Source organism: Ruegeria sp. BHSA162, assembly GCF_059613385.1.
The window spans coordinates 64,235-76,605 of sequence record NZ_JBXWSK010000008.1 but is presented as its reverse complement, the minus strand read 5'-3'; the positions used below and the strand labels follow the sequence as shown (position 1 = coordinate 76,605).

Genomic DNA, 12,371 nt, shown 5'->3' with positions numbered 1-12,371 from the left:
AACCCCAACTCAAGATGCCCCCGGTCTCTCCCAGGCGTCTCAACCGTCTTTCCAGTCCGTCAGGCCGTCCATCCGACCAACCAACACCGCCTCAGCAGCGCCGGTGAAGGGCGTTCTAAGGATAACTACAAATCACCGCAAGCAGAAAATGACAAACTGCCGAACTTTTTTGCTGATTTTATTTTTATCAATGCTTGTCAGATACTTAGACAACAGCCACCTAGCTCCACCGTTGGGAATTTCACCCCCGTAGATCAAGCCCGACCCGCTGGTTTCTAAGCCCGACCTCACCAGACCACTATATATAGCGAAAGCGCCCGGACATCACCACAAGAACACTCGACTCGCGCCCCATGAGTCGACTCACTCTGTGCCCGATTGGCGGCTCGGAACGCACAAGCGTTGGTGCGCCGAACACAGCGTATTGCGCCTCCCCCATGTACTTGACGCGCACAGCGCCATTGGCCTCCGGCCGGACCGAATGACCACCCCATTTAAGGCACAAAAAAAGGCCGCGAAATCCATTCGCGGCCAGCAACGATCCAGGAGAGAGTGTCGGACCTTATGATGGCCCGATCATGAAACAGGTGACATTGCGCGCCTTCAGGCGGCGACAGGCCAGATCCGCCTGCTCGCGGGTCATGCCCTGGAAGGTCGCGTCGAACCCGCGCGAACTCTGGTTCACTTTGCGCAAAGTGCCTTCCAGTGTCGTCATTTCCGACAAAGCCGTTTTCAGCAAAACCTTCTCGGCCTCGTAGCGGGTGGTGTAGCGCCCGACATTGACGCCCCAAAGATGCCCACCCGACGTGGACAGACGGGTAACGACCTCCTGCTCGGGCTCGACCACGACTTCTGCGGGCTCGGTCGATGCAAGCACAAGGTTCTCGGGGCGCAGGGCCGGGCGCGTGTCGGCATTCTCGACCGGAGGCGCCGTCGGCGCGATATCCGTTGCGGCGATCGCCGCGGCGATGCCGTCTTGAATACGTGCACCGTTCTTGGCTGCGGTTTCAGCCACGGCGCCGGCAACCTGGATGGCCACCCCAGCCCCGGGTCGCATCACAGGTCGAAGGCTGCGCTGTGGTGCGCGGACCGCACTGGCCAATTGGGTGGCTCCACCCAGCCCGGTATTCCCGGCATATGCCGGACGGGCAGGTTTGCGGATCGGAGCGCGCGACGGGGCGCGCCGGAATCCCATGTCCAGTAGCTCGGCCACCTTGGCGTTGCGCGAAGTGCTGGATTTGCCACCGAACACGGTTGCGATGATCCGTTTGTCCCCACGCTTGGCCGAAGCAACAAGGTTGAAGCCCGCAGCGCGCGTGTACCCGGTTTTGATGCCGTCGGCGCCCCGGTAGGCTGCCAGCAGCCGCCGGTTGGTGTTCGGAACAGTCTTGATGCCCGCATGTGTCGATTGGCGTGAAAACAGGTTGTAATACTCAGGATAGTCATAAAGCAGGTGCCGACCCAGCGTGGTCATGTCACGCGCAGTCGAAAGATGGCCCGCTTCGGTCAGCCCGTGTGCGTTCTTGAAGGTTGTGCGGCTCATGCCCATGGCCTTGGCTGTGCGGGTCATACGGCGCGCAAAGGCGGCCTCGGATCCGCTGAGAGCGATGCCGATCGCGGTCGCGGCGTCATTGGCCGATTTCACAGCGGCCGCGCGGATGAGATAACGGAACGCTATGGTCTGGCCCGCCCGCAGGCCCAGCTTGGAGGGCGGCTCGGCCGCCGCGGCCTTGGTGATCCGCACCTGGGTGTCCAGCGTGATCTCACCGTTCCGCACCGCTTCGAAGGCGATATAGAGGGTCATCATCTTGGTGAGAGAAGCAGGGTGCAGCCTGGTATCGGCGTTGCGGGAGTGCAGAACCTCACCGGTTCTGGCGTCAATGACCATTGCCGCATAAGGAGCCGCAAGCGCCTGAGTCGCCAGGACCAGCGCCATCCATACCACTGTGACTACGAGCAAGCCCGCCCGCGCCGGAACTATCCGCCGAATCTGCACGATCTTTGCCTCTGTCTGCCTCGCGCCGCCGAGTTTTCCCGGTCAGCCTTTTTGATTATTTGGTCGAGGCTAACACACAGCACTGTTGAAATAAACCGAAAGCTGAAAAATCCGCGGCAGCGGCTCCGCTCGGTGGCGTCTAGATGTTGCGGCCCAACGGATGGCCGCCACCAAAACGGCGAAGATGTCAAAAAGTTGGCGCGGCCTCGTCGTAAAAGTTTGAAACTGGGGCCAATCTGTCACAGGTCAGGAAATCTGCCGGACCAGATCAGGAAGATCTCCCAAATCGCGGATCTCCCGGAAACGGGGATGGCTTGTCGGGATCTCGGCCTGCTCGATCTCCCACACCAGACCGTGCGGTACGTGCACGCCCCAGCACCCCGCCTGGATCGGCGCGACCACATCCGACCGCATCGAATTGCCGACCATCATGGCACCGGCAGGTGACTGCCCCATCCGCCGAAAGACTTCGCTATAGGTGTCGGGCGTCTTTTCCGACACGATTTCGACCGCGTCGAACAGTTCACCCAATCCCGATTGGGCCAGTTTGCGCTCTTGATCAATGAGATCACCCTTGGTGATCAGAACAATGCGATGGGTGCCTGCGATTGTCTCGACCGTCTCCCGCGCGTGAGGCAACAGCTCGATCGGGTGGGACAGCATCTCCTGCCCGGCTTCGATCAGTTCGCGGATGACCCTGGCCGGGACTTTGTCTTCCGTCACCTCGATTGCGGTTTCGATCATCGACAGGACGAAACCTTTGATGCCATACCCATAGTGGCGGATGTTGCGCTTCTCGGCCGCCAACAACCGCTCCATCAGATGGTCACGGTCCGCATGATCCGCCAGTAGCGCAGCAAAATGCGCTTGGGTCAGCTGAAAGAAACGCTCGTTGTGCCACAAGGTGTCGTCAGCGTCGAAAGCGACGATGGTCAGGTTTTCATCCATTTCGAATCCGCCCGGTTGCTCTTTCCTCTGGGTGGGTCGACGTTATATAAGCCCTGAAACGACCCGAAGTGTGAATCGGAAAATCTCGCGACATGATTGAAGCCCGTTGGATGATGGCTGGCAAATCGGAAGACGATGGCGACACGTCAATCCTTGTTCAGACCAAGCCCAAGACCAAACGACCGCCCTTGTACAAGGTGCTGCTGTTGAACGACGACTACACGCCCATGGAATTCGTGGTTCATGTGCTCGAGCGGTTCTTCGGGATGTCCCATGCGCAGGCCTTCGAGATCATGTTGACCGTGCACAAGAAAGGTGTGGCCGTGGTCGGCGTATTCAGCCACGAGATTGCCGAGACCAAGGTTGGGCAGGTGATGGATTTCGCTCGTCGGCACCAACACCCGCTTCAATGCACCATGGAGAGAGAGGAGTAGGGTCGCGACGCGCGCCTCTGCCCCCTTCAACCCGCTCTGATGTCCTTACGATTGTCTCTCGCCCTCGACTCGGGCCTGACCCTGTCGGAACCGATATCGGTCATTGGACCGACGCCGGATCATGACCTGTCGGCGCTGCCGAACGGTGTCGAGATTGTTCAACCTTTCAAACCATTCCACGACCATTTCCGGGACCGCGGCTTTGCAGCTGTGCCCGAAACCGACAGCGCCTGCGAAGACGTGGTTCTGTTTCTGTCCCGCGCCAAAGCGCAGGCACGCGCCATGATCCATCATGCGTGCAGCCGGGCCTCGGGAACGGTTGCCGTTGATGGTGCCAAGACAGATGGCGTGGACAGCTTGCTGAAGGACGTTCGCAAGCGGGTCGAGATCGAGGGCCCCATCGCCAAGGCGCATGGCAAGATCTTCTGGTTCAAGGCCGATCCCGACGCATTTGCAGACTGGGCCGCGTCCACAGGACAGATGGCGGATGGCTTCCAAACCGCGCCCGGGGTGTTTTCGGCCGACGGGGTCGATCCTGCTTCGGCACTGTTGCGCCAGACCCTTCCACCAAAGCCTGGACCTCGGGTCGCCGATCTGGGTGCCGGGTGGGGCTATTTGTCCTCCGGGCTGCTGCAGGATGACACTGTGCGCACGCTGCATCTCGTCGAAGCCGACCATACTGCCCTGACATGCGCCCGGACCAACGTGCCCGACCCAAGGGCACAGTTCCACTGGGCAGATGCGGTGACGTGGTCTGCGCCAGAACCCGTGGACACCGTTGTCATGAACCCGCCGTTTCACACGTCGCGCAGCGCCGATCCCGACCTGGGGCGTGGGTTCATCACCGCCGCCGCGCGCAACCTGTCCCGCTCGGGCCACTTGTGGATGGTCGCCAACCGCCATCTCCCCTATGAAACGACTTTGACTGACGCGTTTGCGCGGGTCGAGGAAATTGCAGGCGACAACCGGTTCAAGGTATTCCACGCCTCTCGCCCTCGGCGGTGAAGCCGATTAACCTGCGCCGCGACTCAGGAGGAAACACATGTCCTTTTCCATAGCCGGCAAGACCGCCATCGTTACCGGAGGCGCCAACGGCATCGGCCTTGCCATCGGCCGTCACTTTGCCGATGCGGGCGCCAACGTGATGTTCGCCGACATGGACGAGAAACGTCTGGCAGAAGAACTGGGCGAACAGGCCGACGACAGCAACGTCCGCTACTTCGCCGGTGATCTGCGCGAAAAGCTGACGATCGCCAACCTCCTTTCGGCCACTCTGGATGCATTCGATCAGGTCGATATTCTGGTCAACGGGGCCAGACAGGTCATCCCGACGGATCCGCTGGACCTGGAAGACGACTCGGTTCGCACCCTTCTGAACCAGAACCTGATGCCCGCCCTGCGGCTGAGCCAGCTTGTGGCCAAGCGGATGATCAAACAATCCGAGGATCAGGAAGAGGGACCGAATGGTTCGATCATCAACCTGTCCTCGATCGCCGGTCAGCGCGCGCATCCAGGCCTTTTGGCCTATTCGGTTTCCAGCGCCGCGCAGGACCAGTTGACCCGGTCCCTAGCAGTGGCGCTTGCGCCTCATCGGATCCGCGTGAACTCGATTGCGTTGGGGTCGGTCATGAGCGCATCACTGCAGGCCACCCTGAAAGACAATCGGGACTATCGGCGGGACATTGAGGATCATACCCCACTGGCCCGCATTGCCGCCCCGGCCGAGCTGGCCGAAACGGCGCAATACCTTGCCTCGGACGCGGCTGCGTTCATTACCGGGCAAGTCCTGACAATTGACGGTGGACGGACCCTTCTGGACCCGGTTGCCGCTCCCGCGCATTGAGCCTGACGATGTTTGAAACGGAAAAATCCACCGCCTCGGCCTGGTTTCGCCAGTTGCGCGACGAAATCGCCGCGGCCTTCGAGGCTTTGGAAGACAGCCACCACGCGGGGCCGTTTTCCGATGCCCCCGCCGGGCGGTTCGAAGTCAAGGAAACTCGACGCCAGTCTGAGGATGGCTCGGACGCGGGCGGTGGGCTGATGTCGGTCATGCGCGGTGGCCGCGTGTTCGAGAAGGTCGGCGTCAATGTCTCGACCGTCTACGGCACGCTCGGCGAGCGGGCACAACAGGCGATGGCCGCGCGCAAGGGCATCCCCGGTATGGCCGACGACCCGCGTTTCTGGGCCTCGGGCATCAGCCTTGTGGCGCATATGCAAAACCCGCATGTCCCGGCCGTTCACATGAACACCCGCATGTTCTGGACGCCCCATGCCTGGTGGTTCGGCGGCGGATCCGACCTGAACCCCTGCATCGAATACCCCGAGGACACGGCGCATTTCCACGCCACGCAGAAGGCGCTTCTGGACCCGCACGGACCAGGGCACTATCCGCGCCTCAAGGAGTGGGCCGACGAGTATTTCTATATCCCGCACCGCAAGCGCGCGCGGGGCGTCGGCGGGATCTTCATGGATGATTACTGCACCGGCGACTGGCAGGCCGATTTCGCGCTGACCCAGGACATTGGCCGCGCTTTCCTGCCGGCCTTTCTGCCGCTGGTCGAAAAGCGGCGCGCGCAGCCATTTACCGAAGCGGACAAAAACACCCAGTTGGTGCACCGCGGGCTCTATGCCGAATACAATCTGGTCTATGACCGGGGCACGAAATTCGGGTTGGAAACCGGGCATGACCCAGACGCCGTGCTGATGAGCCTGCCGCCGCTGGCCAAGTGGGTCTGAGACGTCAGAACCCGAAATCCATGAAGTTGTCGTAGCAGTAGTTCTGCGCCGAGGACGCTGACATGTTCTCGCCCACCCGCTTGACGGTGATTGAATAGCCGGGGGTGGTATCCACGCCCGGCGGCGGCTTCAACGAGAATTGCACGGTTCGGACACCCGGCTCGTAAGCCCTCCAGATGTAGATCCGTTGCGAACCGGGGACACCCAACTGCCGAATGGCGAAATCGCCGATCCCGCACCAGTAGTTGACCGGTGCTGACGACCCGATTGCCTTGACCTCATACACACCGTCTCCGACGGATCTTATCTCGGTGCGGTAGGTCGGGCGGACGCCGATGCCAAACCCGACAGCTTGTGCGGCGATCGGAGCCAACAGAGTTGCAGACAGAACCAAGGCTGAAATCGAATGCTTCATCAAAACTATCCGCCAAAAAACCGGGTTGTGCCAATCATAGGCCGCATGTCCATTGAGTAAAGCCAAACCCGGTCACCTTTGGAAACAGGCCGCGCCCACACGCCCTCTCAGCTTCGGCGGCGACAGAAAACAAGTACCATTTCAAGACTTTGCCCGATATACTGCCGATGTCCCAAGGGGTTGAGGTCAGGTTTGAGCAGAAAATTTCCAAAGGACTGGTTTGATATCTCTCCCGAGAAATACGCCGATTTCGGCGCGCTCTTCTACCTTGCCGGGCTGACCAAAACCCACCAGCAGCGCAGCCTCGCCCAGGTTCTGTAAGCATTCGAAACGCCTTTGCGGCTGGGGCAGTATCACATCTTTCGCCAAAACGGATTCCCGCGCGGTTTCGTGACCTTTGCCGGGCTCAGCCCTGAAGCGGAATACCGATATGCGGTGCAGGAAAAGCCTTTGATGGATACTGATTTCACCAGCGGTTCATCTTTCTGAATCGTCGATTTGGTCGCACCTTTCGGACAGACCAACCAGATGGTCGAGATTCTGAAACGCGAGATTCCGCACCCGAGGGTGCGCACGAACCGCATGGACAGCGACATGACCCGAAACCGCATCGTCGAATGGACCCGGGATGAGGCCGGCAAGGTCCATATGAAGCTGTACCGGAAAAAGAGTTCTCGCAGCTTCTGAAAGAACAGGGTGATTGACCCTGCCGCCTAAGATTTGGCGACCCGTCCACCGACATCCTGCGGTGCCAGCGCTACGGTCTTGACGACCGCGTGGCACGGTTTGCCGGGCTGCAACGCCAGGGCATCGACCGACCGGCGCGTCACACGGGCCAGCAGCGTGCCCGCCGGTGTTCGGACCGAAACGATCGCCCCTGGCCCTTCGCCCGCGCGCACGGACTCGACGGTGCCCTGCAGGACGTTCAGCGCCGACAGACCCTCGGGCTTTCGGTCCGACAGTATGACTTCCTGGGCGGGGATGCGGATCCGAAGCGTGTCGCCAACCGAATGCGGGATGCGCGGCAGGAACAGTCGGACACCGTTTGCCGTCAGTTCCGTCAGGCCGTCTTCGTGATGCGCGGCCACACTGACCTCAAGCACCGCACCCACAGCCCGCACACCTGTCGGCGCAACCGAGGGATCCGCCAGCACTTCGGAGGCCGGTCCCTGCCGCAGCACCTTGCCGTCCTGCAACGCCACGACCGAGGTGGCAAGGCGGGCCACTTCGGCCGCAGAATGCGTGACATAGAGAATCGGCACCGAGACCTCGTCCCTCAATCGCTCGAAATAGGGCAGGATCTCGGCCTTTCGCGCTTCGTCCAACGCGGCGAGAGGTTCATCGGCCAGGATCAACCGCGGGCTTGCCAGCAGAGCACGGCCAATGGCGACACGCTGCTTTTCACCGCCCGACAGGCGGGCTGGGCGACGGTCCAGCAGGTGGCCGATGCCCAGCATCTCTATCACGTGATCGGGGTTTTCACGGCGCGCGTCCCGGGGAGCGAACCACCGGCCGTACGACAGGTTTTGGCGCACGGTCAGGTGCGGGAACAAGCGGCCTTCCTGAAAGATATACCCCAGCCGGCGGCGATGCGGCGGCAACCAATGGCCTTGCTCGGTATCGAACAGCACCCAATCATCCACCGCGACCCGCCCAGCCTGGGGGCGTAGCAAACCGGCCACGGCATCCACAATGGTGGTTTTGCCCGACCCCGATCGTCCGAACAGAACCGTCACACCCCGCGGCGCCTGGAACAGGATGTCCAGGTCGATGCCCGGCAGGCGGTGTCTTATCTGCACGGACAGGCTCATGTTCCGGCAACCCGGGCCGCTGCGCGACGCCCCACATATTCCGACAGAAGCAGCGCCCCCATGGCGATGACGATCGAGATGATGACCAGTCGCATCGCGGCGCTCTCACCGCCCGGCACCTGAAGGAAGGCATAAACGGCCGACGGCAGAGTCTGGGTCTGGCCGGGAATGTTCGACACGAAGGTGATCGTGGCTCCGAACTCGCCCATCGCCTTTGCGAAGGCAAGGATTGCCCCTGCGATGATCCCCGGCAAAATCATAGGCAAAGTCACGGTGACAAAGACAAAAGGTTGCGATGCCCCAAGCGTCGCTCCGGCCTGTTCCAGTTTTGGATCAACCGCCTCGATCGACAGGCGGATTGCCCGAACCATCAGCGGAAATGCCATGATCCCGGCGGCCAGTGCGGCTCCGGTCCAGCGGAAAGCCACAACGACGCCCAGATCAGCCAGCACCCGACCAACCGGGGCTTGTACGTTGAAGGTCAGCAACAACAGATAACCGGTCACGACCGGTGGCAGGATAAGCGGCAGATGCACCAGACCGTTCAGCACTTGTCGGCCGGGAAACCTCCAGCGGGCCAGTGCGTAGGCCACGAATATCCCGAGTGGCAGCGAAACGATCGTCGCCCAGAAAGAGACGCGCAGCGACAGTCGCAACGCTTCGATCTCGGCGGGGCCCAGCCAACCCATGGCGCTATCCGTGCGGCAGGGTGAAACCCTGCGCCTTGAATATGCCGGTCGCCGGTTCGCTCTGCAGGTAGTCGAGGAAGACCTGCGCCTCAGGCCGTGCGGTCGCGGTCAGGGCTGCGGGATAGACGATCACCGGGTGCGTGACTTCAGGGAAAACTCCGACCACATCCACCCGAGCCTCGGCCTGCGCATCGGATCGGTAGACAACACCCATTGGTGCCGCGCCACTTGCGACAAGCGCCAAGGCCGCGCGCACGTTGTCGGCCTGAGCCACCTGATCCTGAACATCGTTCCACAGGTCCAGGGCAGTCAGCGCGGCCTTGCCGTAGATTCCGGCGGGAACCGCGTCAACGAGGGCCATCGCCAGATAGCCGCCTTTCAATTGACCGCTCAGATCGAAGTCCGGCGTAAGCGTCTGTTCGCTGGACTGCCCTGCGCGCGCAATCAGCACCAGCCCGTTGCCCACAAGATCGACGCGCGACGCCGGGTCGATGTCTCCGTTCCGCTCAAGAACATCCATCCAGGCGGTATTGGCCGAGATATACAGATCGGCCGGCGCGCCCAGCTGAATCTGCCGGGCCAAAACGGAAGAGGCTGCGAAGGAAACCGTAACCTGTTGACCTGTCGCGGCCTCGAATTCCGGAGCGATCTGGTCCAGCGCGGTCTTGAGACTGGCCGCCGCGAACACCAGGACCTCAGCCGCCGCGACCCGAACCGGGGCAACCAACGCGCCGCAAACGGCGGCAACCACAACAAGACGGCGGCATGTGTCGAACTGCATCCCCGGCTCTCCTGTTCGGACGGTCGCACTGGTTTTGGCATATCGGAGGCAGCGGGCCGCAGGCAAGGTGTATTCCCGCCGGCGTGCCATGCAGAGTCCGGAATCAATTGGTCTTTCCGGCGTCGAAAGAGTAAGCCCGGAGAAAAAGGCGGCATCCCAAACCCGCAATCTGTCGCAAACGAAATTGATGTCGCGAACTCGCAAGACGAGTCTGGGCATGAACTAAACAGGACGTACACCATGCTGCACCAAACCCCGGGATTGATCGACACCGTTCGCGCGCGGTTTGCCCATGTGGACAGCTGCCCCTTTCAGGGTCCCCGCATCTTTTTCGAAAATGCCGGCGGCGCACTGACCTTGAACTCGGTGGTCGAAACCTCGGCCCGTTTTGCGGCCATCCCGGACAATCAGGGGCGGGACAACCCCGCCAGTCACGCGTTGGTCGACATCATCAGCCGTGCCAAGGCAGATCTTGCCGTGTTTATGAATGCGCCTTCGGGGCAGTTCTTCGTGGGTGAAAGCGGAACAGAGCTGCTGTTCCGCATGATCCGCACGGCCTGCGTGAATGCGCCAAAAGGGGCAAAGGTGATCGGCAGCTCGATCGAACATCCCGCCAGCCGCAGCGCCGCGCGCCGCTGGGCGGGCCTTGCCGGATTGGACTATGTGAACGTGCCGCATAACGACGCGACAGGTTTGGTTACTGCCGCAGATTATTCGGCCCACATGACACCGGACGTCGCGGTCGCCACGATCCTGCACGCTTCGCCGGTGACGGGAATGGGAATGGACGTGGCTGAAATCTCGCGCGCGATCCGGGCGGTGTCGCCGGATTGTTTCATCATTGTCGATGGCATCCAGCACGCAGCACACGGACAGTTGGATATCGACAGCTATGAAGTCGATGGATATGCGATTTCACCCTACAAAGTGTTTTCCCGGCATGGCTACGGCATTGCCTGGATCTCCGACCGGCTGACCGCCCTGCCCCATGACCAACTGATTGACGCGCCAGCTGATGGTTGGGAATTCGGCACGCGCGATACCGGCGCCTACGCCACGATGTCCGACGTGGTTGCCTATTTCGACTGGCTGGGCGGCCAGGTGTCGGATGCCCCTGACCAACGCACCAGAATCGAGGCCGCCGGCCAGGCGATTCATGCCTATGAGACCCATCTGACCAACGCGATGATCAACGGCGTGGGCAACCTGCCCGGCCTGCGCGATATGGATCACGTCGCGATTCTGGCCGGAGAAGACAACCCCGCCCGCGAAGGACTGGTGTCGATCGTGGTCCGCGACATGCCCTCGACCGACGTGGTCTCGCGCCTGAACGCGCAAGGCATCCGAACCCACACCCGCAAGGCCGACCATTACAGCGGGAACGTGCTGAACCCGTTGGGCTTGTCCGATTGCATCCGGATTTCGCTGTGCCACTACAACACCGAGCACGAAGTCGCGCAGCTGCTGACGGCATTGAAAGACATGAATCCCTGAGACACACGGCCACCGGCGCAGAAATTCTGAAAGACCCTCTTGCGCCGGCCCACCAGCTTGGCTAAATCCCCCCTCACGGGTGATTAGCTCAGTTGGTAGAGCGCTTCGTTTACACCGAAGATGTCGGGAGTTCGAGTCTCTCATCACCCACCATCCCAACCTCTTCTCCATTTTCAGTATTTGCGCGGGTATGACCTGCGATTTCCGGCTCGTCGCGCCAACCCATGCACAAATCAAAATACTATTTTGGTTTGCCGGCAGCCTCCTTTATTGTGGGTCAAAGCCAAAACGGGCTCACCGGAGGGACATCATGAAGACGGTACGGATCGCGAAACCCCTGATGCTTGGCCTGTCGCTGGCGATTTCAGCAGCGACCTCGGCACTCTCTCAGCAGTCCGACTGGTCCTATTCGGCCACGATCTACCTGTTCACCCCTGAAACCGAAGTGTCGTTGGACACACCGGCGGGAACCTTGGATGGCACACTCAGCTTCCCTGACGCGCTGCAAAACCTCGACCTGGCGTTCATGGGCACGTTTACCGCGTCGAACGGCCGTTGGTCGTTCCTTGCGGACTACAACTATACGAACCTGTCCTTCTTGAACGAGACCCCCGGACCGGCAAGTTCGGGTCTGGACACATCGTTCAAAACCCAGTTCCTGAGCGGCTATGTCGGCTACCGCGTCCTCAAAACGCCAACAGCCAGCGTCGATCTGGCTGGCGGGTTCAGATGGTTCAGCACTGAAACAAAGTTCAACCTGTTGCCCGGAACAGCGCCCGGCAATCAGAGGTCGGTCGACAGCAGCTGGACTGATCCGGTGATCGGCGTCCGTGCCCGGGTCGCGTTTTCGGACAAATGGTCGGGAACCGGGTTCCTGGACTATGGCGGGTTCCGCAGCGACAGCGAAACCTGGCAGGTCCTTCTGACTGCGGACTATGCGATCAACGACCGCTGGCTGCTACGCGGCGGGTACCGATACATTTCCTTTGATCACGACATCAATGGCAATGACTTCAGCTTCCACCAATCCGGTCCGGTCATTGGCGCAACCTACCGATTCTAGGGCA

15 protein-coding genes and 1 tRNA gene are annotated in these 12,371 nt (G+C 61.1%); 10 read left to right on the top strand and 6 right to left on the bottom strand.

Annotation, left to right across the window (positions count from 1 at the left end; all coding sequences use genetic code 11):
- Positions 1 to 562: 562 nt before the first annotated feature.
- Complete coding sequence (locus tag AC2FM5_RS04855) at positions 563 to 1,936, bottom strand: D-alanyl-D-alanine carboxypeptidase family protein (protein ID WP_170438416.1); 1,374 nt, start codon at positions 1,934 to 1,936, stop codon at positions 563 to 565.
- Positions 1,937 to 2,242: 306 nt separating this feature from the next.
- The gene (locus tag AC2FM5_RS04850) at positions 2,243 to 2,944 is read right to left on the bottom strand and encodes an HAD family hydrolase (RefSeq protein ID WP_170342015.1); all 702 of its coding nucleotides are present in this window, start codon (positions 2,942 to 2,944) and stop codon (positions 2,243 to 2,245) included.
- A 92-nt stretch (positions 2,945 to 3,036) separates the two neighbouring features.
- Between AC2FM5_RS04850 and clpS the strand changes: the two genes are divergently transcribed.
- From clpS to hemF, 4 genes are read left to right on the top strand one after another with little or no spacing between them, the layout of a single operon-like run.
- On the top strand, positions 3,037 to 3,378 hold the full coding sequence (gene clpS / locus AC2FM5_RS04845; RefSeq protein WP_093963054.1) for an ATP-dependent Clp protease adapter ClpS: 342 nt from the start codon (positions 3,037 to 3,039) through the stop codon (positions 3,376 to 3,378).
- 39 nt (positions 3,379 to 3,417) lie between these two features.
- A complete protein-coding gene (locus AC2FM5_RS04840; protein ID WP_496734180.1) occupies positions 3,418 to 4,383 on the top strand; it encodes a class I SAM-dependent methyltransferase in 966 nt (321 codons plus the stop codon).
- A gap of 37 nt (positions 4,384 to 4,420) precedes the next feature.
- Entirely contained in the window at positions 4,421 to 5,221 is an 801-nt protein-coding gene (locus tag AC2FM5_RS04835; RefSeq protein ID WP_170343228.1) for an SDR family NAD(P)-dependent oxidoreductase, read from the top strand.
- Positions 5,222 to 5,229: 8 nt separating this feature from the next.
- Positions 5,230 to 6,114 (top strand): oxygen-dependent coproporphyrinogen oxidase, encoded by an 885-nt coding sequence (hemF, locus tag AC2FM5_RS04830; protein WP_170360341.1) that lies wholly within the window; start codon positions 5,230 to 5,232, stop codon positions 6,112 to 6,114.
- 4 nt (positions 6,115 to 6,118) lie between these two features.
- Here hemF and AC2FM5_RS04825 read toward each other — a convergent pair whose 3' ends face one another.
- Positions 6,119 to 6,529: a hypothetical protein gene (locus AC2FM5_RS04825; RefSeq protein ID WP_093963058.1), complete on the bottom strand. Its 411-nt coding sequence runs from the start codon at positions 6,527 to 6,529 to the stop codon at positions 6,119 to 6,121.
- 192 nt (positions 6,530 to 6,721) lie between these two features.
- On the opposite strand from AC2FM5_RS04825, the gene AC2FM5_RS04820 reads away from it, so the two are divergent.
- The 3 genes from AC2FM5_RS04820 (at position 6,722) to AC2FM5_RS04810 (ending at position 7,216) form a co-directional block, all read left to right on the top strand.
- On the top strand, positions 6,722 to 6,850 hold the full coding sequence (locus AC2FM5_RS04820; RefSeq protein WP_280525669.1) for a hypothetical protein: 129 nt from the start codon (positions 6,722 to 6,724) through the stop codon (positions 6,848 to 6,850).
- 69 nt (positions 6,851 to 6,919) lie between these two features.
- Complete coding sequence (locus tag AC2FM5_RS04815; protein WP_260064314.1) at positions 6,920 to 7,018, top strand: hypothetical protein; 99 nt, start codon at positions 6,920 to 6,922, stop codon at positions 7,016 to 7,018.
- Between the two features lie 39 nt (positions 7,019 to 7,057).
- On the top strand, positions 7,058 to 7,216 hold the full coding sequence (locus AC2FM5_RS04810; protein ID WP_260064313.1) for a hypothetical protein: 159 nt from the start codon (positions 7,058 to 7,060) through the stop codon (positions 7,214 to 7,216).
- Positions 7,217 to 7,242: 26 nt separating this feature from the next.
- Here the strand turns inward: AC2FM5_RS04810 and modC are convergent, their stop codons facing one another.
- From modC to modA, 3 genes are read right to left on the bottom strand one after another with little or no spacing between them, the layout of a single operon-like run.
- Positions 7,243 to 8,340, bottom strand: a complete 1,098-nt coding sequence (gene modC, locus AC2FM5_RS04805) for a molybdenum ABC transporter ATP-binding protein (RefSeq protein WP_170420606.1) — start codon at positions 8,338 to 8,340, stop codon at positions 7,243 to 7,245.
- Positions 8,337 to 9,029, bottom strand: coding sequence for a molybdate ABC transporter permease subunit (gene modB / locus AC2FM5_RS04800; protein WP_170342025.1), 693 nt, complete (start codon positions 9,027 to 9,029; stop codon positions 8,337 to 8,339). The genes modC and modB overlap by 4 nt, the downstream gene beginning before the upstream one ends.
- Positions 9,030 to 9,033: 4 nt before the next feature.
- Positions 9,034 to 9,810 carry a molybdate ABC transporter substrate-binding protein gene (modA, locus tag AC2FM5_RS04795; protein ID WP_496734176.1) on the bottom strand — a complete coding sequence of 259 codons (777 nt, stop codon included), beginning with the start codon at positions 9,808 to 9,810 and terminating at the stop codon, positions 9,034 to 9,036.
- Between the two features lie 240 nt (positions 9,811 to 10,050).
- On the opposite strand from modA, the gene AC2FM5_RS04790 reads away from it, so the two are divergent.
- The 3 genes from AC2FM5_RS04790 to AC2FM5_RS04780 all read left to right on the top strand — a co-directional run bounded on the left by AC2FM5_RS04790 (position 10,051) and on the right by AC2FM5_RS04780 (position 12,367).
- Positions 10,051 to 11,304 carry an aminotransferase class V-fold PLP-dependent enzyme gene (locus AC2FM5_RS04790; protein ID WP_170436888.1) on the top strand — a complete coding sequence of 418 codons (1,254 nt, stop codon included), beginning with the start codon at positions 10,051 to 10,053 and terminating at the stop codon, positions 11,302 to 11,304.
- 77 nt (positions 11,305 to 11,381) lie between these two features.
- Positions 11,382 to 11,457: transfer RNA gene (locus AC2FM5_RS04785), tRNA-Val, on the top strand.
- Between the two features lie 157 nt (positions 11,458 to 11,614).
- Positions 11,615 to 12,367 (top strand): outer membrane protein, encoded by a 753-nt coding sequence (locus AC2FM5_RS04780; protein ID WP_496734174.1) that lies wholly within the window; start codon positions 11,615 to 11,617, stop codon positions 12,365 to 12,367.
- Positions 12,368 to 12,371: the final 4 nt, after the last annotated feature.

Bases quoted from the DNA above. Each gene is read 5' to 3' on its own strand.
- AC2FM5_RS04855 (WP_170438416.1), bottom strand. From the start codon at position 1,936: ATGGCGCTGGTCCTGGCGACTCAGGCGCTTGCGGCTCCTTATGCGGCA.
- AC2FM5_RS04850 (WP_170342015.1), bottom strand. From the start codon at position 2,944: ATGGATGAAAACCTGACCATCGTCGCTTTCGACGCTGACGACACCTTG.
- clpS (WP_093963054.1), top strand. From the start codon at position 3,037: ATGATTGAAGCCCGTTGGATGATGGCTGGCAAATCGGAAGACGATGGC.
- AC2FM5_RS04840 (WP_496734180.1), top strand. From the start codon at position 3,418: ATGTCCTTACGATTGTCTCTCGCCCTCGACTCGGGCCTGACCCTGTCG.
- AC2FM5_RS04835 (WP_170343228.1), top strand. From the start codon at position 4,421: ATGTCCTTTTCCATAGCCGGCAAGACCGCCATCGTTACCGGAGGCGCC.
- hemF (WP_170360341.1), top strand. From the start codon at position 5,230: ATGTTTGAAACGGAAAAATCCACCGCCTCGGCCTGGTTTCGCCAGTTG.
- AC2FM5_RS04825 (WP_093963058.1), bottom strand. From the start codon at position 6,529: ATGAAGCATTCGATTTCAGCCTTGGTTCTGTCTGCAACTCTGTTGGCT.
- AC2FM5_RS04810 (WP_260064313.1), top strand. From the start codon at position 7,058: ATGGTCGAGATTCTGAAACGCGAGATTCCGCACCCGAGGGTGCGCACG.
- modC (WP_170420606.1), bottom strand. From the start codon at position 8,340: ATGAGCCTGTCCGTGCAGATAAGACACCGCCTGCCGGGCATCGACCTG.
- modB (WP_170342025.1), bottom strand. From the start codon at position 9,029: ATGGGTTGGCTGGGCCCCGCCGAGATCGAAGCGTTGCGACTGTCGCTG.
- modA (WP_496734176.1), bottom strand. From the start codon at position 9,810: ATGCAGTTCGACACATGCCGCCGTCTTGTTGTGGTTGCCGCCGTTTGC.
- AC2FM5_RS04790 (WP_170436888.1), top strand. From the start codon at position 10,051: ATGCTGCACCAAACCCCGGGATTGATCGACACCGTTCGCGCGCGGTTT.
- AC2FM5_RS04780 (WP_496734174.1), top strand. From the start codon at position 11,615: ATGAAGACGGTACGGATCGCGAAACCCCTGATGCTTGGCCTGTCGCTG.